At 62.7% G+C, this 22,574-nt stretch carries 19 protein-coding genes and 1 pseudogene; 10 read left to right on the top strand and 10 right to left on the bottom strand.

Going from position 1 to position 22,574, the window contains the following annotated elements; all coding sequences use genetic code 11:
• The first annotated feature begins 196 nt into the window (after positions 1-196).
• Positions 197-685 (top strand): RidA family protein, encoded by a 489-nt coding sequence (locus J3R84_RS09695; RefSeq protein ID WP_025427534.1) that lies wholly within the window; start codon positions 197-199, stop codon positions 683-685.
• Between the two features lie 215 nt (positions 686-900).
• Here the strand turns inward: J3R84_RS09695 and J3R84_RS09700 are convergent, their stop codons facing one another.
• Entirely contained in the window at positions 901-2,346 is a 1,446-nt protein-coding gene (locus J3R84_RS09700) for a phospholipase D family protein (RefSeq protein WP_158268924.1), read from the bottom strand.
• A gap of 684 nt (positions 2,347-3,030) precedes the next feature.
• Here J3R84_RS09700 and J3R84_RS09705 point away from each other — a divergent pair.
• Positions 3,031-3,912: a hypothetical protein gene (locus J3R84_RS09705; RefSeq protein ID WP_203528157.1), complete on the top strand. Its 882-nt coding sequence runs from the start codon at positions 3,031-3,033 to the stop codon at positions 3,910-3,912.
• Here J3R84_RS09705 and J3R84_RS09710 read toward each other — a convergent pair.
• Both J3R84_RS09710 and J3R84_RS09715 read right to left on the bottom strand, forming a co-directional pair.
• The gene (locus tag J3R84_RS09710) at positions 3,909-5,426 is read right to left on the bottom strand and encodes a M81 family metallopeptidase (RefSeq protein ID WP_025427537.1); all 1,518 of its coding nucleotides are present in this window, start codon (positions 5,424-5,426) and stop codon (positions 3,909-3,911) included. The two genes, J3R84_RS09705 and J3R84_RS09710, sit on opposite strands and share 4 nt — an antisense overlap.
• A 422-nt stretch (positions 5,427-5,848) precedes the next feature.
• Positions 5,849-6,628 carry a transporter substrate-binding domain-containing protein gene (locus J3R84_RS09715; RefSeq protein WP_225906315.1) on the bottom strand — a complete coding sequence of 260 codons (780 nt, stop codon included), beginning with the start codon at positions 6,626-6,628 and terminating at the stop codon, positions 5,849-5,851.
• 263 nt (positions 6,629-6,891) lie between these two features.
• Between J3R84_RS09715 and J3R84_RS09720 the strand changes: the two genes are divergently transcribed.
• The gene (locus tag J3R84_RS09720; RefSeq protein ID WP_057206207.1) at positions 6,892-7,809 is read left to right on the top strand and encodes a LysR substrate-binding domain-containing protein; all 918 of its coding nucleotides are present in this window, start codon (positions 6,892-6,894) and stop codon (positions 7,807-7,809) included.
• A gap of 64 nt (positions 7,810-7,873) precedes the next feature.
• On the opposite strand, the pseudogene J3R84_RS09725 reads toward J3R84_RS09720, so the two are convergent.
• The 3 genes and pseudogenes from J3R84_RS09725 to J3R84_RS09735 all read right to left on the bottom strand — a co-directional run bounded on the left by J3R84_RS09725 (position 7,874) and on the right by J3R84_RS09735 (position 12,378).
• Positions 7,874-9,089: pseudogene (locus J3R84_RS09725) on the bottom strand (TCR/Tet family MFS transporter).
• Between the two features lie 645 nt (positions 9,090-9,734).
• Positions 9,735-10,208, bottom strand: a complete 474-nt coding sequence (locus tag J3R84_RS09730; RefSeq protein WP_025427541.1) for a VOC family protein — start codon at positions 10,206-10,208, stop codon at positions 9,735-9,737.
• Between the two features lie 211 nt (positions 10,209-10,419).
• Positions 10,420-12,378 carry an elongation factor G gene (locus J3R84_RS09735; protein ID WP_025427542.1) on the bottom strand — a complete coding sequence of 653 codons (1,959 nt, stop codon included), beginning with the start codon at positions 12,376-12,378 and terminating at the stop codon, positions 10,420-10,422.
• 275 nt (positions 12,379-12,653) lie between these two features.
• Here J3R84_RS09735 and J3R84_RS09740 point away from each other — a divergent pair, with 275 nt between their 5' ends.
• The gene (locus J3R84_RS09740) at positions 12,654-13,337 is read left to right on the top strand and encodes a glutathione S-transferase family protein (protein WP_025427543.1); all 684 of its coding nucleotides are present in this window, start codon (positions 12,654-12,656) and stop codon (positions 13,335-13,337) included.
• A 40-nt stretch (positions 13,338-13,377) separates the two neighbouring features.
• Here J3R84_RS09740 and J3R84_RS09745 read toward each other — a convergent pair whose 3' ends face one another.
• Together J3R84_RS09745 and J3R84_RS09750 are read right to left on the bottom strand one after the other, a co-directional pair.
• The gene (locus tag J3R84_RS09745) at positions 13,378-14,241 is read right to left on the bottom strand and encodes a hypothetical protein (protein WP_203528159.1); all 864 of its coding nucleotides are present in this window, start codon (positions 14,239-14,241) and stop codon (positions 13,378-13,380) included.
• On the bottom strand, positions 14,238-15,047 hold the full coding sequence (locus J3R84_RS09750; RefSeq protein WP_025427545.1) for an alpha/beta fold hydrolase: 810 nt from the start codon (positions 15,045-15,047) through the stop codon (positions 14,238-14,240). Before J3R84_RS09750 ends, J3R84_RS09745 begins: the two co-directional genes overlap by 4 nt.
• A 222-nt stretch (positions 15,048-15,269) precedes the next feature.
• Between J3R84_RS09750 and J3R84_RS09755 the strand changes: the two genes are divergently transcribed.
• The 3 genes from J3R84_RS09755 (at position 15,270) to J3R84_RS09765 (ending at position 17,788) form a co-directional block, all read left to right on the top strand.
• The gene (locus J3R84_RS09755; protein WP_025427546.1) at positions 15,270-16,319 is read left to right on the top strand and encodes an aldo/keto reductase; all 1,050 of its coding nucleotides are present in this window, start codon (positions 15,270-15,272) and stop codon (positions 16,317-16,319) included.
• A 378-nt stretch (positions 16,320-16,697) separates the two neighbouring features.
• Positions 16,698-17,102, top strand: coding sequence for an antitoxin Xre-like helix-turn-helix domain-containing protein (locus tag J3R84_RS09760; protein WP_025427547.1), 405 nt, complete (start codon positions 16,698-16,700; stop codon positions 17,100-17,102).
• Positions 17,099-17,788 (top strand): RES family NAD+ phosphorylase, encoded by a 690-nt coding sequence (locus J3R84_RS09765; RefSeq protein ID WP_025427548.1) that lies wholly within the window; start codon positions 17,099-17,101, stop codon positions 17,786-17,788. The genes J3R84_RS09760 and J3R84_RS09765 overlap by 4 nt, the downstream gene beginning before the upstream one ends.
• 493 nt (positions 17,789-18,281) lie before the next feature.
• Here J3R84_RS09765 and J3R84_RS09770 read toward each other — a convergent pair whose 3' ends face one another.
• Together J3R84_RS09770 and J3R84_RS09775 are read right to left on the bottom strand one after the other, a co-directional pair.
• The gene (locus J3R84_RS09770; protein ID WP_025427549.1) at positions 18,282-18,773 is read right to left on the bottom strand and encodes a hypothetical protein; all 492 of its coding nucleotides are present in this window, start codon (positions 18,771-18,773) and stop codon (positions 18,282-18,284) included.
• Between the two features lie 364 nt (positions 18,774-19,137).
• Positions 19,138-20,058 (bottom strand): LysR family transcriptional regulator, encoded by a 921-nt coding sequence (locus J3R84_RS09775; RefSeq protein ID WP_025427550.1) that lies wholly within the window; start codon positions 20,056-20,058, stop codon positions 19,138-19,140.
• Between the two features lie 240 nt (positions 20,059-20,298).
• Here J3R84_RS09775 and J3R84_RS09780 point away from each other — a divergent pair, with 240 nt between their 5' ends.
• The 3 genes from J3R84_RS09780 (at position 20,299) to J3R84_RS09790 (ending at position 22,542) form a co-directional block, all read left to right on the top strand.
• Positions 20,299-20,709 carry a (R)-mandelonitrile lyase gene (locus J3R84_RS09780; RefSeq protein ID WP_203528161.1) on the top strand — a complete coding sequence of 137 codons (411 nt, stop codon included), beginning with the start codon at positions 20,299-20,301 and terminating at the stop codon, positions 20,707-20,709.
• 89 nt (positions 20,710-20,798) lie between these two features.
• Positions 20,799-21,788 (top strand): aldo/keto reductase, encoded by a 990-nt coding sequence (locus J3R84_RS09785; protein ID WP_025427552.1) that lies wholly within the window; start codon positions 20,799-20,801, stop codon positions 21,786-21,788.
• Between the two features lie 13 nt (positions 21,789-21,801).
• A complete protein-coding gene (locus J3R84_RS09790) occupies positions 21,802-22,542 on the top strand; it encodes an SDR family oxidoreductase (protein WP_025427553.1) in 741 nt (246 codons plus the stop codon).
• Positions 22,543-22,574: the final 32 nt, after the last annotated feature.

The raw sequence follows: 22,574 nt of genomic DNA on the forward strand, positions 1-22,574 counted from the left end.
TTTTCCTTGCTGATCAGAGCGTCGTTTTAAGCCGACAATCCGCCGAATGTCGATCCTGACCAATTGACGCGTACGTTGTACGATGCAATTTAATCGTACAACGTACGAGTCAATCGCATCGGCAATGCGTTCAAGTTCAATCCTGCAGGCCGTGAGCGTCGGTTGCTCACGGTCCTCTCGGAGCCAAGAGAAAATCATGTCACGCGACAGCAAGCATCTGCTTATCGGAGGGCTAATCATCATGAGCATGGCAGTTCCCACTGCGACGACAGCGAATGAGAATGATCTCAAGCTGACCATCGTCAATCCGCAAAACCTCTACGACCCGACGCCGAACGGCTACAGCACGGCGGTGATCGTGCCCCGTGAAGGCCGGGTTGCCTACATCTCCGGACAGGGCGGCCAGGACAGCACCGGCGCCCTGTCGCCCGACTTTGCCGTCCAGGTCAGGCAGGCCTACGCAAATCTGCGCACCGCCCTCGATGCGCTCGGCGCCAAACCGGATCAGGTCGCCAAACTCACGGTCTTCGTGGTCGATCACGACATGTCCAAGCTCGAGGTCCTGACCAAAAACGTCAAGGAAATGTTCGGCGCGTCCCTGCCGGCGCAGACGCTGATCCCCGTCCCCAAGCTTGCCATCGACCCCATGCTCTTCGAGGTCGAAGCCGTCGTCATGCTGAAATAGCGGCGGCGACGCATGAGGCGCGATTGGCAACTGTGTGAGCGGATACCAATGGGTACTTACGGGGACCGTCGTCGCGCCAACAGGCACGCAACTGCTCTAAGAGGCGCGTCTGCGGAGATTCTTCCATGCTTCAGCGCGCGCTCACGTCGTCGCGCCGTTTACGGCCCAGCAATGCCGGGACGTCAGGCTGCACGCCGGTCGCAAAGCGATCGGCGTCAAACTTGCGAGTCGATCGGCAGGAGTTTCACGAGGTCGGCGATGAGCCGCCGGCGGAATCCCGTTTCGGGCTCGTCGCCGTAGCTGACGATCTCGCCGTCCCGCACCGTCTTCCAGACGATCGCGCCATTAGGATCAAGGAAGACGTGGTAGCTGTTGGCGGGCGCGACGCCGGTCGCCATATAGGCCGTCAGCCTCGAGGCAAGCTCCGAACTCTCGATATACAGGCCGGCTTCCGTGTTGATTACCGCGGATCGCGGGTCGAGGTTGAAACTGCCGATGAACACGGCCTTGTTGTCGAAGACCATGGCCTTGGTGTGCAAGGCCGCCCGCGACCGCCCGGAATGGTGCGACCAGCCTGACCGGAATGCGTCGGTGTCCGCGCGCAGTTCGTAGAGCTCCAGGCCGTTCTCGAGAAGGCGCCTGCGGGTCTTGGCATAGACCGAATGCGCGGCGATCTGGTTGTTCGAAGCGAGCGAGTTGGTCAGCACGCGCACCCGAACATGGCGCTCGTGCAGCGCCTTGACGATCGCCTGCGCCCCGGCGGGCAAGGCGAAATAGGGCGCCTCGACGAGCAGTTCCTCCTTCAACTCGGTGACCCGCCCGCGAATGAAGGCGGTAACGTCGTCGGCCGCCTTGCCGCTGGCGATTGCTTCCGGGTCGTCGGCGATGATCCGCCCTGGCGCCCACACGAGACCGTCGCGCAGCTCGGCGCTCCGGGTCGCCAGCTCGCCGAGATCCTGGTCGATCGGATAGGGGTATTCGGCGGCGGCAATCTCCTGGCGCAAGCGGGTCAGAATGGCGTCGAGATCGGCGGCGCCATAGGTGCGCTTGACGATGGTCGCGATCGGCCTCGTCGAGGCGCTGTTCCAGTATCGGTCGAACACCCCCGACAGATCGTCCACAACGGGCCCGACCGCCAGCACATCCAGATCGCGAAAATTGGCGACGGTGTTCACGCCATAGTAGTCGTCGCCGATATTGCGGCCGCCAACGATCGCCGCCGAATTGTCGGCCACCATCAGCTTGTTGTGCATGCGGCGGTTGACCCGGCGGAAGTCGACAAGGAAGTCTAGCCTGGACCACCTCCGGTTCTTGGTCGGGTTGAACAGACGGATTTCGACGTTGGGGTGGGCGTCGAGGGCAGCTTTGACCTGATCACTGGCCTTGTAATAGGGATCGTCGACCAGGAGCCGCACCCTGACCCCGCGATCGGCCGCCCGCATCACCCGGTCGACGATGATCCGGCCGGTTGTATCGCCGTCCCACACATAATACTGCATGTCGAGATGTTTCTCGGCCAGGTCGGCCAGCGCCAGACGCGTGATGAAGGCATGTCGCGCCTCGCTCAAGAGGCTAAAGCCGGAGAGGCCAGGATGCGCGGCAGCGGCCGGGCTGAAGAACTGGCTCAACCGGGTTAACGCGGTATGCTCGAACCCCGTCATGGCCTTCATCTCTGGTTAGCGGCGGCGGCGCCTAACGCATGTCGCGCAAAAGTGCGCCGCGGTTTTGCGATAACGACATGCGTAAAAGCAAGAACTTAGAGCGCGGCAAGCGAATCCTAGAGATTGCTACGCGCTTTAGCCCTCTTCAAGAAGCTTCATGATCTCCGCCTTCATCGTCGCGTCGTCTTGGGAGGCGAGAATCGATTGATGTAGCCGGTTTTGCGCAGATCGAATTCGACCAATCCACGTCGCCAGAGTTGACCAATCTCGGTATCGACACGTCGGCAGTCGACCCAGTCATCGCTCTGGACGCACCCAATTTGGCGTCAGGGAAAATGCGCCAATGGACAGTGGGCGCGGCATGTTTTCCCCGTCTATATTGGGCTGAAACGATAACACGGTTCAGATGCAATGTCGTCACCGTTCACTGTGGGCGGTGCGAGCGAGGGTGCCGACTGGGGGATGATGGCGATTCGCGGCTGGCGATCGTCGTGCAGCGAAGGTGACGGGATCACGCGGCGAGATCAATGCGCTTGCTGAGCGAGGCCTCGGCGCTGCCCTCCCTTCCAGCCGAACTCAATGACTTTTCCGCTCGATGCAGGAAGGAGGCGAGGCTGAAATTGTCGCAAGCCACCGCTCGCTGTCCGCCCCCTTTTATCAAAATACTAACGCCCTGGTTGCTAAATGGACGAACGCGCTCGCTCTCGTTACCGGTGGGATCTTCTGCCGCAGGAGTGGCCGGTTGCCGAGGTGCCGATAGCCATGTGGCCATTCGAAGATGACGTGTATCCGGAAGGGTATTTGCTGCCTGTGGATGTGACCGGGACACCACTGCGATGGAGGGACTTCGGGCGGCGGCACGGGGTTGCCGTTCTGCATTATGGGCACTACGGGCTGTTCGCCGCCGACAATGTCCGGCTGCCGGATGGTACGCGCGGTCGGGTGCGCCTTGCGCCCCAAGGCCCTCATTGGCGGCGACCGCTCAACGATCATAATCGCGCCTGGTCCAGCGCCGCCGTGGCAATCCCGGTCCACTGGCGTTGGGGCACGCTGACGATAGGCCCCGACGATGTCGTGTTTGAGGACGATCAATCGTTGCCGGAGTACATGTTGCAAGGCCGCAACGAACGCCTCGATTACGATCTCTGCCAAAGTTCCGAGATCCGAAACCTCGCCCTGACAATGGAAGGGTGCAACGCGCTTTACGGCTTGCTCGTTGAACGACATTGGGCGCGTTCTCCCGACGATGAGAGCTGCTCATATACGCGGAAAGGCGCGGCCAGGCTGCTTGCAAAAATTCGCGGCCTCGGCGAGACATTCTATGATTTCACCAGTCCGGGCTGGCTGTGTTACCGGGGCTATGCGGCCGAGCACGAGAGGATAAGCCGTCAGCTCGAACGGCGCGGTTGGCACGATGTTACCGAGAAACCCGCCTCCCTGTCGGCAGACGGAGCTGGTGCGTCTGACGGGATGCCGGAGCTTCTGCGAACAATGGCGCTTTTCGTTGTCGGCACCATGGTCGCCTTTTTCATCCTGCTCGCCATCACAATACTCGCCCCGGTCTAGCGCGCCGCCACAATCTCTGCCTCCCTATCCAGCGGATAGATCGGCCGGCGCACGCGTTTGAATGCCCGTGCCCCGATATTGGCGGTGCTCAGACCATCGGCGTCGACCTCGATGATATCAGACGCGATCGGGCCGAAGGCGGCGCGGAAATGTTGCTGCGACTTGACGACGACGATGTCGTAGCGGGCGGGCTCGATGCCGACGGCGCGAAACAGGTTCTGGTCGAGCAGCTGCTGCCGCTCGCTCGAAATCAGGATGTCGATGCCTGAGACATGGAAGCGCACGCTTGGGCCGAGCGACGCCGGCAGGCCCTGGAACATCGGCCCTTCGAAGATGATCCGGCCATCGGAGATCGCCTGCACCGTGCCCCTCACCCGGATCGGCCCGCCGCCGACCGCAGGGTCGATCTTGCAGCCGAGCGTCACCTCCCGCTCGGCGCCGAGGCCGGCTTCGATCAGTTCGGCCACCACAGCTGGGTCGCACATCGCCCCGAAGGCTGCGTTTTCGACACCCGCCTGCAGCAGGCCTGTGAGCAGGCAGGTGGAATCGCTGTAGGCGCCGCAGCCGGGATTGTCGGAGAAATCGGCGATCACCAGCGGCCCGGGCTCGCGCTTGGCCGCGAAATGTTTCGCGATGGCGCCCGGCAGCGCGGCAAGCGGCAATTGCTGGTCCTGATGCTCGCGCCGCCGCCAGATCTCGTCGCAGAGCCGCTCGGCGTGCGCAATGGCATCGGCGTCGGCAACCCGCGCCTTGTCGTAGCAGATCACGGCAGAAGGTCCGGTGTTGTGGATGTCGGCGTCGTAGAAGCCGGCATTGATGGAGGTCGCAAGGATCCCATTCTCCTCAGCGATGGCATCGGCGATCTCCAGGAGTTCGGTCATGGCGCAGGCATGGGTCGTGCGGCCGTCGTTGCAGCCATTGATCATCGGCGGCTGGCGGATGGCGATGGCGGGCGTGATCTCCCTGCGCATCGCCGCCTCCAGCAGCGCGCCGGCCTTGTGGCCGCACTCGGCCATGTCGACATGCGGATAGGTGCGGAACGACACGGCAATGTCCAGCAGCGCGGCCATGTCAGGCGCGGAATTGGCATGAAGGTCGAAGGTGGCAGCGATGGGCAGATCGGACCCGACGATGCCTCTGACCGTCTCTAACAACTGGATCTGCGCATCGTCGGCCGTTTCGGTGCACATGGCGCCGTGAAAGACGATGAAGACGCCGTCGAGTTTTTCGCCGTTGAGCGCCGCCGTCACATCTTCGACGAAGCGCAGCCGCGTTTCCTCGTCGACCCTTCCGCCGGGCTCCGCCCGCGCCGCCACCGTATAGACCGACTCCCAGCCATAACGATCGCAACAGTCGATGAAGCCGCCGATTTCCGAATTGGTGCCGCGGCAATTGTCCTCGATCGCCGCGCCCTTGAAGTAGTGGCACATCTGAAAATCTTTAAAGCCGGTCTTCAGCTTCGAGAACGTGTTGGTTTCCTGGTTGAACTCGAGAACGGCGACCTTGAAGCTCATCGCATGCACTTTCATGTTGGGACTGGGAGAAAATCGAGGAAACGGGCGCCGGGGAAGCGCGAACACCCCGGCGCCGCGCCCACCGCTTGCCGCGCCCTGCGCTGAGCGCAACGCACAACACGCGAATTCCTTGTGAGAGGCGTGCAACACACCCTGACCCTCTCCCCGCAGGCGGGGAGAGGGAACGAGGCCGCCACGCGCGCATCACCTTGCGCACTCATTCACTGTTGCGAACGTTGCGGGCGCGGCAGCGACGCCGTCACCTTGTCGTGACAGAAGAGAAAGCTGAGAGGGCTGGCGGCTGTTGGGGTTGCGAGCGGGTGCCGCAATGTCCCTTCCTCCCGCATGCGGGGAGAAGGTGGCCGGCAGGCCGGATGAGGGGCTTCGATGAGCCAATAACGATCCTGCTCTAGCCCCTCGCCTCACCGGAAATATTCGGTCGTGCTCTTCGGCCGCGCCATGATGTCGAAGTCGAAATACTGTTTGCGGATCTTCTCGTAGGTGCCGTTCGCCATGATCGCCTCCAGCCCGGAATTGAGCTTGGAAAGCAGCGCCTCGTTGCCCTTGCGCACCGCCATGGCGTTGCCCTGGGCGGTGTCGAGAATGAAGCTGTCGCCGACGAAATCGCAGCAGCCGCTGTCGTCCTTGGCCAGCCAGTCGGTCAGCGCCATCTGCCCTTCGAGGATCAGGTCGAGGCGGCCGTTGGCCATGTCGAGAAACACTTCGCTGAGCGTTGGATAGAGTTTTATCTCGCTGTCGGGAAAGAACTCCTGCAGCGCCTCGACCGCCACCGAGCCGGACTGCGTGCCGATCACCTTGCCCTTCAGCGCCTCCGGTGAAACTTGCGCCAAGCCCAGGTCCTTGCGGGTGATGAAGCGCATGGCGTTGAAGTAGTAGGGCTTGGTGAAGTCGACTTCCTTCTTGCGGTCCTCGTTGATCGCCATCGAGGCGATCATCACGTCGAACTTCTTTGCCTGAAGGGCGGGAATGATGCCGGACCACTCGTTGGTGCTCCACACGCATTCCATCTTGATCTCGGCGCAGACCGCCTGGCCGATATCGTAGTCGAACCCTTTGATCTCGCCGCTCGCCGTCACATAGTTGAAGGGCGCATAATCGCCTTCCGTGCCGATCGCCAGCTTGTCCGCCGCAAGGCTGGTGCCAGCCATCGCACAGGCGAAGAACATCGCTGCCGCACTCATGAACTTCTTTTGCAACTCGTTCCCTTTATTGTTCTTCTCGGCGCCTCCCGGAATATCGCTCGCAAAGCCGCACACCGGGTTACACCCAATGCGGATTTCGCTTGTTATTCCGTAAACTTGCTGCCGATCGTTGTTGCATTTTCGCTTTATTATTCATCGACAATGGGGGATGCGGCAGCGCTTCGCAATGTCAAAGAAATAATCCCAGCCATCCAAAAAATTCATATATACTTGAGCGATTGAACCGCCTTCCGGAGAAACCCATGCGCGATCTGCCGAGCCTGAAATCCCTGCGCGCCTTCGAAGCGGCGGCGCGCAATGGCAGCCTCACGGCGGCGGCAAACGAGCTCTGCATCGGCCAGGGCGCCATCAGCCACCAGATCCGAATTCTCGAAGACAATCTCGGCCTCAGCGTGTTCGTCCGGAAGCAGCACGGCGTCGAACTGACGCCCGAGGGTGCCCTGCTCTTTGCCTCCTGCAACCGCGCCTTCGACGATCTCGAAGGCGTCGTCCAGCATATCCGCCCGCGCAACACCCAGAAGATCCTGCGGGTCAAGGTCGGGCCGTTCTTTTCGATGAAGCTGATTGCGCCACGCATCTCTGAGTTTCTGGCCGAAAATCCCGGCCTGCAGATCCACCTCTCCCACCTCGAAACCAACACGCCCGCCTCCGGCACCGCCGACGTCATCATCGACTATTGCCTGCACCCGCCACCCGCCCGGTTTTCGCAGCGGCTCTTGCGCGAGCGCCTGGTGCCGGTCTGCGGCAAAGCCACTTGGGAGGGGCAGGCCGACAAGCACGATCTTCTCTCGGGCAACCGCCTGCACTATCGCGGCCTTCAGGAATGGCAGAGCTGGATCGCCTCCTCCGGCCTCCGGCTTTCGCCCAGCCGCCAGGACCTGATCTTCGACGACCAGCACATCATCCTCGAGGCGGTCAAGGAAGGACAGGGCGTCGCCCTCGTCGACCGCACTATGGTCGAATATGAGCTCAGAACCGGACAGATCTGCCTGGTGCACGACCACTATTACGAACCGGCAGAGACCTACCAGTTCGTCTGCCAGGAAGAGCTGTTCCGTACCAAACCGGTGACCAAGAGCTTTCTCGGCTGGCTGCTGCAGGAAATCGACGAGCGCCAACGCCGCTATGCCGAGATTGCCCCGGCCGGCTCCGCTGGCTAAGGCGCGGAGTGGCCGTGACGGGGCAACCGTACCGCTCCGCGACCACTATGCAGCCGACGCGATCTCACCCTCGGGATGACGACGTCGCTGGGCCGGCGTCAGGCAGCGAATGCCCATACCGCAGACCGAGAACCAGGGGCACGGCGATCGCATAGATGACGACGACCGTAAGCCAGATTGCACCGGGCCATTGCTCCCGGACGACGAAATAGAAGCTTGAGAACGCCAGCGGCGCCACGATCGAGGCGAGGCTGACGGCCGACGTCAGCACGCCCTGGAACTGGCCCTGCTGGTCCTCGTCGACCTGCCGGGTCGCCAGGGATTGCAGCGCCGGCGTGCCAATGCCGCCAAGCGCGAAAACCGCCATGATCGCGAAGATCATCCAACCCTCTGTCGCAAACGCCATGACAACAAGCGCAAGACAAACGCCAGCGATGCCCGTCAGGATGGTGGCGCGCTCGCCGAGCAGTTTCACGACCGGACCGGGAAGGAAGGCCTGGGCAAGGGCCTGGCAGACGCCAAAGGCGCCGAGTGAAAGGCCGATCCAGAGCCCGTTCCATTGAAAGGTGTCGCTGCCCCAGAGCGCCCAGCAGGTGCCATAAGCGTCGCCGGTGGCGCTGAAGATGAAGAAGGTGAGGATGACGGGAAAGCAGGCTCTTCACAGAAAACACCCAGCGCAGCGGCCGAAGCGGGTTCAGCGCTGCAAGATCGATCTTCTCCCGGCTCGGCGCGCGCGACTCCGGCAGGATGAAGAACGCCAGCAGCAGATTGAAGCCGTTCAGCACGGCCGCCGCGATGAATGGCAGCCGCAGCCAAGTGTCGCCCAAAACGCCGCCAAGCACTGGGCCGATGATGAAGCCGATACCGAACATGGCGTTGAACAGGCCGAAGCGCCGGGCGCGCTTATCCTCCGGCGAGATGTCGGTGATGTAGGCTGATGCCACCGACATGTTGGCGCTCGTCAGGCCGGCGATCGCGCGGCCGATGAAGAGCATCCAGAGATTGGGTGCAAAAGCCAGGAACAGGTAGTTGATGGCGGCACCGCCAAGCGAAATCAAGAGCACCGGCCGACGGCCCAGCCGATCGCTGAGCGCGCCGAGCACCGGCGCAAAGATGAACTGCATCACCGCGTAAAGTGCGGTCATGATGCCGATATAGGGGGCGACGTTGTCGGCGTGGGTCACCTCCTTGAGCAGCGAGGGCAGGATTGGAAAGATGAGGCCGATGCCGATGGCATCGAGGACAATGGCAGTAAAGATGACGATGAGGGGTCTGGTCATGACAGGTTCCGATGGACGCAAGCATGCGGACGCCGCCAGGCGCCATGAGCTCACGATAAGGCCCGACAGAGGTCAGGCGTTTGATGTTCTGGGAACCGCTGGCCGATCCATACGTCAGGCGTACGGATGGCGTGTGCTTGACCGCCTGGACGTGAATTCGTCCACCTGTTTACTCCGCCACTGAGCGGATCAAGGGAAGCAGTCGCTTTTCGCGATGGGCGATATTTACGCCAGACGATTGCGCGCGGCAAGCCCCCTGCTGCTGGCGCGTGGTGGCTGGCAGCTTCTTGCCAGGCGTCGGTTTGGACCTGGCCCTGCCAAAACGGCGGCACCAATGCGTCCGTCCTAGTCCTGCCTTCTTTTGGAAAGAACGCGCCTCCGGCCCGACAGGGAGGACTTGCGCGCCATGGCCACGACCCGGCATCCTCGGCTGCCGTGGCTGAAAGCCAGATTGTAGGCCGTTGTGTTGAGGTAGCCGGCTGCGTCTACGCAGAGCCGCCATTTGCCGCGGCTGGTGAGGCCGCAGGCGCCTGTTGCGCTCGCGCGGTCCTCTGAAGGTGGATGGAAGGACAGAGCAACCATCTGACCAGCTCGCGCCGCCCGGCGCGCTTCACGCCAGGCGCGTCGCCCGCGAAAGGGATGGTCTCAGCCGCGGCGCGCCGCTTCGATCGCCGCCACGTCAATCTTCCTCATGGTCATCATCGCGTCGAATGCACGCTTGGCCTCAGCACCGCCTATGGCGAGCGCATCGGTCAGCACGCGCGGCGTGATCTGCCAGGACAGGCCCCATTTGTCCTTGCACCAGCCGCATTCGCTTTCCTTGCCACCGTTGCCGACGATGGCGTTCCAGTAGCGGTCGGTTTCTTCCTGACTGTCGGTTGCGATCTGAAAGGAGAAGGCTTCGCTGTGTTTGAACGTGGAGCCACCGTTCAGGCCGATACAGGCAACACCCGCAACCGTGAATTCAACGACCAGCACATCTCCCTGTTTTCCATCCGGATAATCTCCAGGCGCACGGATCACAGCGCCTACTGCGCTGTCGGGAAAGGTCGCGGCATAAAAGCGGGCCGCCTCCTCCGCGTCCTTGTCGTACCATAGGCAGATCGTATTCTTGGCCATTGTGTCGTCCTCTCACTGTTCGTTGCCCAATCCGGCCTGAACGACTTGAAGTAGGAGGAAAACCGCCTGTCTCCAGCCCGGACACCCAATTTGATGGGAAAAATGAGACAAGCCGGCCAGTTTGCCGAACCGTTTGCCTGGCGCGGCCCGGAGCCTCGCCGCATGGGCCGCCGAGGACTATGCCGGAGCGAAAGCCTGGTCCGTGCGCGACCTACCCAGCCTGCGCCGTCCCATGAGAATGGATCACCGCCTCGGCCTCCTTGCCGTAGAGCTCCTCGAAATGGTCGAAGTTCTTGGAGAAGTAGCCGATCCCTTGCGTTGCCGAACGCAACGCCCGCGCCAGCTCGTCGAGCGCCGAGCCCGGCACCAGGGCGCGAAAAACGTCCCAGCCCTTGGCCGCCTCGTCGCGGTCGAAGCCGAGCACCTGGCCCTTGAAGGTCGAGACAACCGGCACCAGGCTGCCGGAATAGATCGACGGGATGTGGATCTCGACGCGCACCACCGGCTGCATCAGCACGGCGGAGGCCTGCGACAGCGCCTGGCGCACGCCCATCTTGGCAGCAGCCCGGAAGGCGAATTCGGAGCTGTCGACCTGATGGTGCTGGCCATCCGTCAGCGTCACGCCGACATCGATCACCTGAAAGCCGAGCGGCCCCTTCTCCATCGCCTCGCGTGCGCCCGCCTCGATCGCCGGGATGAAGTTGCGTGGCACCGCGCCGCCCTTCACCGTCTCGTTGAAGCTGAAGCCGCCGCCGCGCTGGTTGGGGTGAACACTGAGCTTGACGTCGGCAAACTGCCCCGCCCCGCCCGTCTGCTTGCGGTGGCGGTAGTGCACGTCTGAGGGTTTGAGCACCGTCTCGCGATAGGTCGGGCTCGGCGGCCTATCGGTGACGCCGACATGGAAGACATCGGCCAGCGTCTTGCAGAGATCGCGCAGATGCACCGGCCCCTGCACGCAGATCAGCTGCGCGCCTGTGCCCTCCTCCTGCATCACCTTGAGGCTGCGATCGGTCTCCGCCAGCTTCGCAAGCGTACCGGAAAGCTTGGTCTCGTCGCGCTCGCTGTCGGGCACCAGGATGCGCTCCAGCATCGGCGTCGGCGGCACCGTCCAGTCAGGCGCCTCGGATGCGGCAGTGCCGGTCAGAAGCGCCGGCACCGGCAGGTGGTCGGATTTGACGGCGGCAAAGATCGTGCCAGGCTCCGGTGTCCCTGTGGCAAGCGGTTTTCCGGTCGCCGGGTCCTGCACCGAGCCGACACCGCCGCCGCCGAGTGCCGCACCCTGTTTGATGCCGTTTGAAAGCGCGCGGACAAGCACGGTCTTGCCGACATTCTGGCGGTGATAGGCATGAAAGCTGACGGCAGCGAGGTTCGCTTCGGGAACCTTGCTCGCCTCGCCGAGCCTTTTTCGCAGCGTGTCGACCGGCGGCGCCTCGTGCCTCAGCGCCTTCATCAGCCGCAGGATGCCGTTGCTGTGGCTCGCCGCGCCGACGAGAACAGGGATGATCCGGTTTTCCCTGAGCAGCCGCGAGGAGATGGCATAGATCGTGTCGCTGCCGGGCTCGCGATCCTCGATCAGCTCTTCGAGCAGCCAGTCGTCGAATTCCGAGAGATGTTCGAGCAATTCGGTGCGCGCTTCCTTCTCGCGCTCCAGCGTCGTATCCGGGATCTCGATCAGCGCCGAGGTCTGGCCCTCGCGATAGCGCCAGGCCCGCTCGGAGATCAGGTCGCAGCTGCCGACGATCCTGTCGCCTTCGCGGATCGGCACCTGCCGCAGGATCAGCATGTGGCTGGAATAGTCCTGCAGCGCGGCGATGACATCCCGCAACCGGCCGCGCGGCTCGTCCATGCGGTTGACGAAGATGATGCAGGGCGTGCCCGATGCTTCGATCACCTTGAGATAGGGCGCTGCCAGCACCGCCTCCTCCGGCGCCGGCGAGACGCAGAGCACGCAGGCGTCGCTCGCCAGAAGCGCGTGCTGCGCGTGCGCGAGCGCCTCGGTGCCGCCGGGCGCATCGAGCGCGCACCAGGCTTCCTTGCCGATCTCGAATTCGGTGATGTTCAATCCATAAGGTGACGTGGCCTTTCTGGAGCTTTCCCCCAGCGCAGCCAGTTTTTCCACCAGCGTGGATTTTCCGGTCTGCGAAGGCCCAACTACCGTGAAGCAGCGCATCGGCGATCCTCCCCTGTTGCGGAGCGCCGTGCGTTTCGACGCCCTGCCTTCTATTAAGTCTAGCGCATCTTTTGGGCTTTCAATGGCCTTGGGCAAAAACGGAACACGAACCGTGCTTCAAAGCACGCCACTTGGCGTTCGCAACACTCCAAAAACTGATTGCATAAGTGCATCAGTTTTGCCATAAGTTCCCCAGTAAAATCCGACCCATCAGCGTTGCGCCGGGTTACCGGACGCAACGCCCGCCTGAACCGTCAGCATCGGAGATTGTCCGCATGTCGCTCACGCTTTATCTGCATCCGCTCGCCTCATTCTGCCACAAGGTGCTGATCGCGCTCTATGAGAACGATACACCCTTCGAGCCGAGCCTGGTCGATCTTCTGGATCCCGTGGAGGCGGCCCGTTTCGCTGAGCTCTGGCCGGTCGGCAAGATGCCGGTGCTGCGCGACAGCGCCCGCGATGTCACCATCCCGGAGACGTCCATCATCATCGAATATGTCGATCGCCATTACCCCGGCAGCCAGCCGCTGATCCCCAGGGATAGCGACGCGGCGCTACAGGCGCGGCTCTGGGATCGCTTCTTCGATCTCTACATCCATGTGCCGATGCAGAAGATCGTCACCGACACGCTGCGCGCCCAGGGCGAGAACGACCATCGCGGTGTCGCAGATGCCCGCGCTACGCTCGGCGTCGCCTATCGCATGGCCGACCGGCATTTCGCAATCAACGCCTTTGCCGGCGGTGCCGCCTTCAGCCTTGCAGATTGCGCCGCGGCCCCCGCACTCTTTTATGCCGGAATTGTCGAGCCCTTTGCCGACGCCTATCCGCATCTCTCCGCCTATTTCGAACGGCTGCTCGAACGCCCTTCGATGACCCGCGTGCTGGCCGAGGCGCGCCCCTATTTCCACATGTTTCCCTATAAGGATCTCATGCCCGCGCGCTTTCTTGCCGGGGCCTGAAACGGCCTCGAAACCGCCGCCCGCCGTCGGACGCCGCACCCTAGAATTGTGGTTGCGGCTCGGCCTGCCCGCTGCCTTCCGGGCCGCTGTCCCTCGCCTTCGCCGGCTGCAGAACCTCGAGCGTGCGCACCAGCTCCCAGGCCGCCTGAAGTTCGGTTTCAAACAGCGCGATGCTGACATCGATCGGCTCAAGCCTCGCGCGCGAAGACGGTATTTCCCGGCGGCCGATCTCGTCCTGTACCCGGTAGAGATCGGCGCGAAGCGCATCGACATTCAGTCCGAGCGAGTGCAGCACGATGTTGATCTTGCGTTGCAGGTAGCCCCGCGAACCGGCGCTGAGCTCCGAGCGCAAACCCAGGATCGACAGAAAATTGACGAGGAAGAGATAACCGTCGGCCCCGAGATCGGCCTCAGGATAGCGCGGCAAGGCGCGCAACGTCTCGGAAAAGCGTGGCCGCGAGCACAGGAAGATATCGATCCGGAACGCCGTGTCGATCAGCTCGGTCCATTCCGCTTCATCGAGCGGGCCAAGCTCACTCAGTTCATGGTCAAGGTTGAAATAGGGCATCGAGCGCCTGGCGAGGATGAGCGCCAGCCGGACGGTAGAAGGCGACATCGGCGAGCCGCGCGCGGCTTCCGCCTCCGCCAGGCGCACGATGCCGGCGTCCGGCACGCCCCGTTCGATCTCGCCCCGGCTTGCCAGATATTCGTAGCGCAGTATCGACGTCTGGAGATAGGCGAGCCAGGCAAGCCGCACCTGTCTGGATGCGGCCCAGCGCGCCAGAAGATAGCCGCTGCCGACAACGGGCAAGTTGTAGAGGCGCAGATCGTGCCGCTCGAAGCAATTGTGCTCGAAACCGGCAAAGCTCTCCAGCGACAGTTGGGGGCTTGCCACGTCGCTCACCGCAGGCACTCCTCGATGTCGTCGAGTACCCGGCGATAGCCGGCATCGCTCTTGCAGACATCCGTGTGGTTGCGACGATCAACGGTATAGAACGGCGGATCCTGCGCAAAATCGCCGGGTTCGACGATATTTTCATACTGGCCGATCGTGATCTTGGTCGCGACCAGACATCGCAGTCGGCCCCGCGCCAGCCGCGTCAACGTCCCGGCTTCGATATCCCTTATGAAGTCCGATTTAGGCCGAAGGTCTTCCAGGATCGGTGCCTTGTAGAGCAGGCCGCATCGCAGCGCCGCCAGTATCCCGTGCCCCACCATCATCCCGCCCGCGTTGTGCAGCGCGTTCGATCCCTTGTGAGCAGGCGCAAAGAGCAGAAGCTGGATGTGATCCGCATAGGCGTCGTTGGCGCGGGCGAGATCCAGCGCCACCTGCCGCATGATCGCGCCACCCAGCGAATGCGCCACCACGACGACCCGGTCGTAGATGAAGGGCTGCCGCTGCGCTCCGTAATAGATGTAGCGATTGGAAAATTCGGCCGGCTCGGCCAGCAGCTTGCGAAACAGATCGAGCACCCAGCGACTGATCACACGCGCCCGGCTGCGCACGCTGTCATAACCGAGGAAGAGAACGTCCGCAGAGGAAAAAAGCGCATCCCGCCGGATATAGGCACTGGCATTGTGCCACGTCGCCTCCGCGGCGCCGGTAAAACCGTGCAGGAAAACGACCAGCGTTCCGGGCGTATCGAGGCACCAGAAGGCCGAACTGCCCACGCCGAAATCGATCCGGCCGAGACAATAGTGATTGCTCATTGCCCGCCCTTCCAACGCCTCTCCGCCCGCCATGATACAAGGCATTGCCCGATCAAGCGATGCATCTATTATAAGTAGCATTGCGGCGCCGCACGCGCGGACGTTCTCCCGTTCGACGCGGAGCCGACGCCTCATCCGCACCGTCACCTTGTTCCGCCTCGCTCCGCCCCTAATTTGTCACCCAACAGCAAAGGCCGACACCACAGGGAAGAGGAAAGCCAGATGGAATACCGACTGCTTGGCCGCTCCGGCCTGAAAATCTCGACGATCACCATGGGAACGATGACGATCGGTGGCGGCGGCAAGTTCGCGCAGGTCGGCAATGTCGGTCTCGACGAGGCGCGCCGCTATGTCGACATGTGCCTCGATGCCGGCGTCAACCTGATCGACACCGCCGATATCTATTCCACCGGCGGCTCGGAGGAAATTATCGGCGACATCCTCGCCGGCAAGCGCAAGAACGGCGTGCTGGTTGCCACCAAGGCGCGTTTCAACATGGGGCCGGGCCCGAACGACGGCGGCCTCTCCCGCCACCACCTGATTGCCGCCTGCGAAGCGAGCCTCAGGCGGTTGAAGACCGATGTCATCGATCTCTACCAAGTGCACGAATGGGACGGCCAGACGCCGCTCGAAGAAACGATGGAGGCGCTCGACACGCTCGTTCGCCACGGCAAGGTGCGCTACATCGGCTGCTCCAACTATTCCGGCTGGCACATCATGAAGGCGCTCGGCATCAGCGCGCTCGACCGCCGCCACCGCTTCGTCAGCCAGCAGATCCACTACACGCTCGAAGCCCGCGAGGCCGAATACGAACTGCTGCCGATCAGCATCGACCAGGGCCTCGGCGTGCTCGTCTGGAGCCCGCTTGCCGGCGGCCTGCTGTCGGGCAAGCACCGGCGCAACCAGACGCCGGAGGGTACCCGCCAGCTCGCCGGCTGGAACGAGCCGCCGATCCGCGACGAAGAACGGCTGTGGAAGATCGTCGACATGCTGGTAGCGATATCAGGCGAGCGCGGCGTCTCGCCAGCCCAGATCGCCCTTGCCTGGCTGATCGACCGCAAGGGCGTCACCTCCGTCATCATCGGCGGTCGCCGGGAGGAGCAGTTCCGCGACAACCTTGCCGCCGCAAGCCTCAAGCTTACCGATGAGGAGCGCGAACTGCTCGACGCCGTCAGTCTGCCGCCGGTCATCTATCCCTACTGGCACCAGCTGCGCAGCGCCAAGGACCGACTTGGCGAAGCCGATCTTTCGCTGCTGGGCCCGCATGTGTGAGAGCACGCTATTGCCAACGCGGCGAAGCGCGTTGCCCCTCATCCGGCCTGCCGGCCACCTTCTCCCCGCATGCGGGGAGAAGGAAACCCGCGGCGCCCTACCCATTCACATCGCGCCATACCAAAGCCTCCCGATCACCATGAGAGGGATCGCCGAGTTGCAACCCACTCTGTACCGCGTCCCCTCTCCCCGCCTGCGGGGAGAGGGTTAGGGTGAGGGGCCAATCTGCGACAGCAGTGAGTGGCAAAACTGCGAGAGCCCGGCGAGAACCCACCCGGCCACGCGTCGCTGTCGGACACCACACCTCCCCTTGACTTCCAGCTCAAAACCCCCATTTTATATCATATGATACGGCACGGGATTTCATAGGAGACGTTCATGCCCAGCGCACAGCCGGTTCTTGCCCCCGACCGCGACGCGGCAAGACATGAGGAAGCCGTCATCGTCAGGGCGGTGGTGAAGGCCTGCGACCTGTGGAAGCTGACCAACCGGGAAGCGTCGCAGCTCTTCGACGTGCCGATCGCCACCTGGAACCGGATGAAGGCCGGCGACTTCAAGGGCAAGCTCGACCAGGACAAGCGCATGCGTGCCAGCCTGATCGTCGGCATCTTCAAGGGCCTGCGGCTCTATTTCAACGGACCGCTGACCTATCAATGGCCAAAGGCGGTCAACACCGGGCCGGTCTTCGACGGCCAGTCGCCGGTCGACCTGATGATCGAGGGCGGCATACCCGCGATGATGAAGGTGCGCCGCTATCTCGATGGCCTGCGCGGCGGCCTATGATCGCCGAGATCGATTTTACCGATCCGGCCACCATCCGGCTGATCTCGACCGCCTATATCGACGAGCCGGCCGTCAAGCCGCTCTGCGACGACGAGGACGACATCGAGATCCTCAACCGGCTGGAGGCGCTGACATCCGCGCGGCTGAGCCCGCTGGCGCTACCCGCCGGTGTCAACCCGGCGGAGCTTCTGAACGAATCCTTCGGCTACGGCTGGTCGCTGATCAACGCCGCCTTCTGCCACGCCCGCCCGCCGGGCAACCGCTTCAACAACGAGGACCGCGGCGCCTGGTACTGCGCCTTCGGCGACACCGCGCTCGAAACCTGCCAGGCCGAGATCGTCTATCACCGCACCCGCGCGCTTGCCGACGCCGGTATGTTCCAAGACATCGGCGCCTACCGCGAGCTGATCGCCGGCTTCACCTGCCGTTTCCACGATGTCCGCGGCGAAACCGATGCTACCTATCTCGACTCCGACCCGACCCTTGCCTATCCGGCCGGTCAGGCACTCGCCGCCACTGTCTACGCGGAAGGCGGCAACGGCCTGATCTACCCCTCCGCCCGTCACCTCTCAGGCGAATGCATCGCCGTCTTCCGCCCCGCCGTCATCCAGAACATCCGCCAGGGCCAAACGATCACCTTCGAGTGGAAGGGTTCGCCCGAACCGACGATCCGGCGGGAAGGCTGAGGGTGCCGCAGCGGAGCTGCGGACGCAAAGTCATCTGTGATGCGGAAAGATCTAAATCCACTGACTGCCTAAAAACTCCCTCATTCCGGCCTTGTGCCGGAATCCAGCCAGCCCAAGTCCTTGGGCTGAAAGGTCTTTTGACCTGACAGCCGCCAAGTCGCTGGATGCCGGTACACGGCCGGAATGAGGGAGAGCAAGTCGCGCGCTCCGCCCTGAGCGGAACGGTTCGTCGGAACCAACCACTCAGCACCGGGGCTCGGGAATAGGTCGAAACGCCATCAGGCGGTAAGTTTGGAATGCCGGGAATGCGCTACTGCATGTTTCCTTAGATCCTATTCGATTTAAGGATAAAAACATGCAGCAATTCAAAGTGCTACAGCGACCTTTGCGCGTCTAATAAGACGCGCGGCGCTGTAGCAACGCACGCGACATCATCAATGCGCAGATGCACCACGCTCCCGCTCGCGGTCCATTCGAGCTTGTCAGGGCGTGATTACTGAGCGGCCTGGCAAGCCCTCAGGGCCTTGAAGGCTGCGTCGGTTCCGGCCAATTTTACGACAATGGGATTGCCGCCCTGGGGCGTAATCGTCACAGCCTTCTTCTTGGCCAGGTCATAGATGAAGTCAGCATTGTTGACCCATACGAACGCGCCGCGATAGCCGTCTATGGCTTGGCCCTTCGCCTCGCCGCTGAACTGCTGGCCATCGACATCGAACAGGACCGCAAGCTTTTCGTTTGCAGCAACATTAGCATCAGCTTTGGTGTAGAGCGCCATGTAGCCACGCAGCGCGGCCGTTGCATCGATGCCCATCTGAACTTGTGTACCGTCTGCGTTTGATTTTGTGATCAAGCATCCTGGCCCCATGTTGTCCTTCACGAGAATGTCCCAGCCGGCTTCTGAACCGTATTTGGTCTGGGCCATCACACCGGTTGCAAGGAGGGTCGAGAACGCCAGCGTCAGTCCAATTGCAATCTCCGTTTTCATAGCAATCTCCTTATGTTTAACAGGAATTACCAAGCCAAGCGCGGAAGGACGCCGTTTATAGCAGCGCCCAACAGGCTGCGCTGCAACGGCTTCAACACGAGTTTGCGCGCAGGAGAAAAGCGAGCAACTGCGGCTTTCTAATGGAAACGGGCGAAATACTATCGGCGCTGTCGCCTGGATTGCACCGGCAATCAAATAATTCGGTGGATTAACCCTTCATTAATCTTGGAATCGCCGAAAAATTGATAACGTGAACGTGGCTGCTTGCTTTTGGGCACCGCTGCCAATCGTAAGGCATTGAGGCAACCTTAGGGCGTCCGGCAACGGGCGCTCTTTGCGTGTAGCTCTTGAAAAGTTTCAACGATCACGCCTGCTGGAATGACTTGTGACGCGGACCCCGATACCGCAGCGCGTCGGCAATCAATGCAAATGCGGGCGACGTTTGCCGGCGGCTCGGGTAATAGAGGTGGTAGCCGGCAAAGGGCGGGCACCAATCTTCCAGAACCTGCACCAGCTGGCCCGAGGCGAGATAGGGCGCGACGGCATCTTCAGGCAGGTAGGTCAGGCCCAGCCCGCCAAGGGCCGCGTTCAGCCTGAGCGCGATGTTGTTGAAGACGAGTTGGCCCTCGACCCGCACCTTCACCTCGCGGCCTTGCCTCTCGAATTCCCAGGCATAGATGCCGCCATGGGTCGGCAGGCGCAAGTTGATGCAATTGTGCTCCGTCAGGTCCTGCGGCATTAGCGGCATTTTCCGTGTGGCGAAATAGGCGGGTGCGCCGACCACCGCCATGCGCATGTCGGGCCCGATGCGCACGGCGATCATGTCCTTGGCCACCTGCTCGCCGAGGCGCACGCCGGCGTCGTAGCGCTCCGAGACGATATCGGTCAGGCCGTAGTCGACGATCACCTCGACATGAACATCCGGATAATCAGGCAAGAGCCGCTCCAGCGCCGGCCAGAGGATGCGATCGGCCGCATGCTCGCCGGCGGTGATGCGGATCGTACCCGCCGGCTTGTCGCGAAACGCGCTGAGCGCTGCCAGTTCCTGGTCGATCTCATCCAGGCGCGGCCCAATCGACACCAGCAGCCGCTCGCCAGCTTCGGTCGGCGAGACGCTGCGGGTCGTGCGCGTCAGGAGCCTCAAGCCCAGCCGCGCCTCGAGCCCGCGGATGGTGTGGCTCAGCGCCGACTGTGAGACCCCGAGCTGCGCTGCCGCCTTCGTAAAGCTCCGTTCCCTTGCTACAGCAAGGAAGGCGATGAGGTCATTGATCGGCTGGCGCGGCATTCATGAATTCCCCTCATAAGCTCGTGCGATATTTACCATCTAATCCTGATCAATCCCACGCCCTAAATTGCTGCTGCATGTTTCCTGAGATCCTATTCAATCTAGGGATAAAAACACGCAGCAATTCAAAGTGTTACAGCGACCTTTGCGCGTCCAATAAGGCGCGCGGCGCTGTAGTGACGACAGCGACGACGTCAGGCCCGACCACGGCCGCGTCGCCATTTGCAAAGGATCGACGCCATGAACATCAGACGAAGCGGCTCGCAGCCCTCGGCCAAGGGCCCGGCGGATTATTTCACCGGCACGGTGCGCATCGATGCCCCCTTCAACGGCTCGTCCCCTGCCCGCGTCGGTGGCGCCACCGTCACGTTCGAGCCCGCCGCCCGCACCGCCTGGCACACCCATCCGCTCGGCCAGACACTGATCGTCCTATCCGGCCTTGGCCGCGTCCAGCGCGAAGGCGGTCCGGTCGAGGAAATCCGCCCCGGTGATATCGTCTGGTTCGAACCGGGCGAGAAGCATTGGCACGGCGCCTCGCCTTCCGCCGCCATGACCCATGTCGCGATCGCCGAAGCCCTCGACGGCAAGGTCGTCGACTGGATGGAGAAGGTCAGCGATGCGGACTATGGCGCCGAAATCAGGGCCGACTGATCGCCATCTCCCGGAGCGCCCTCGCCAGCCCGGCCGTGTGCGCCATTTCTAGCCCAAAGACATCATCATTCGAGACAAGGAAAAGCCCCATGGAAAAGCGCACACTCGGCAAAAGCGGCCTTGAAGTCTCCGCCCTCGGCCTCGGCTGCATGGGCCTCAGCTACGGCTATGGCCCGGCAACGGAGAAGCAAGCGGCAATCGCCCTCATCCGCACCGCGTTCGAGCGCGGCGTCACCTTCTTCGACACCGCCGAGGCCTATGGCCCCTACCAAAACGAAGAACTGCTCGGCGAGGCGCTCGCGCCGATGCGCAACAAGGTGGTGATCGCCACCAAGTTCGGTTTCGACTTTGACAACCAAGGTGGCCAGAGCGGCATGAACAGCCGGCCGGATCAGATCCGCAAGGTCGCCGATGCGGCACTGAAGCGCCTGAAGACGGACGTCATCGACCTCTTCTACCAGCATCGTGTCGATCCCAATGTGCCGATCGAGGACGTGGCCGGCACGGTGCAGCGGCTGATCAGCGAAGGCAAGGTCAGGCATTTCGGCCTTTCCGAAGCCGGCGCCGAGACCATCCGCAAGGCCCATGCGGAACAGAAGGTCGCTGCACTCCAGAGCGAGTATTCGCTGTGGTGGCGCGAACCGGAGGCCGAAATCCTGCCGCTGCTCGAAGAGCTCGGCATCGGCTTCGTACCCTTCAGCCCGCTCGGCAAGGGGTTCCTGACCGGCGCCATCAACGCCGACACCACCTTCGACGCCAAGGATTTCCGCAATGTCGTGCCGCGCTTCACGCCGGAGGCGCGCAAGGCCAATCAGGCGCTGGTCGATCTCCTGGGCCAGATCGCTGCCCGCAAGGGAAAAACGCCGGCGCAGGTAGCACTCGCCTGGCTGCTGGCGCAACAGCCTTGGATCGTGCCGATCCCCGGCACCACCAAGCTGCCCCGGCTCGAGGAAAACATCGGCGCCGCGGCCGTACGGCTGACCTCGGACGATCGCGGCGAAATCGACGATGCGCTCGCCAAGGTCACCATCGAGGGCGATCGTTATCCGGCCCACCTGCAGGCGCGCGTCGGCCGCTGAAGAAGAGGCAACAATGACAGAGAATATCAAGGACAAGGTGGTCGTCATCACCGGCGCCAGCAGCGGCCTTGGCGAAGCGACGGTGCGGCGGCTTGCCGGTGACGGCGCCAGGCTGGTGCTGGGCGCGCGCCGCATCGACCGGCTGCGGGCGCTTGCCGACGAGCTATCGCTCGGCAAGCAAGCTGCCGTTCAGACCGACGTAACGTCGTTCGAGGAGGTCAAGCGCCTGGTCGATCACGCCGTCCGGCTCCATGGCCGCATCGACGTCATGCTCAACAATGCCGGGCTGATGCCGCACTCGCCATTGGAGCGCTGCAAGGTCGAGGATTGGGACCGCACCATCGACGTCAACCTCAAGGGCGTGCTCTACGGCATCGGTGCTGCACTTCCTCACATGAAGCAGCAGAAGAGCGGCCACATCATCAACGTCTCCTCGGTCGCCGGCCACAAGGTCGGCCCCGGCGGTGCCGTCTATGCCGCCACCAAACACGCCGTACGCGTGATTTCCGAGGGGCTGCGGCAGGAGGTGAAACCCTACAATATCCGCACCACCATCATCTCGCCGGGGGCGGTCGCGACCGAACTGCCCGACAGCGTCACCGAGACTGATGTCGCCGAGAATGTCCGCGCGCTCTACGAGCGTATCGCCATCCCCGCCGACAGCTTTGCCCGCGCCGTGGTCTACGCCATGAGCCAGCCGGAGGATGTCGACATCAACGAGATCCTGTTCCGGCCGACCAGCCAGGAATATTGAAGCCGCGGGAGGGTGGCGCCTTGCCGCCCTCC

Origin of the sequence: Ensifer canadensis (genome assembly GCF_017488845.2) — a bacterium.
Lineage (GTDB): Bacteria > Pseudomonadota > Alphaproteobacteria > Rhizobiales > Rhizobiaceae > Ensifer > Ensifer canadensis.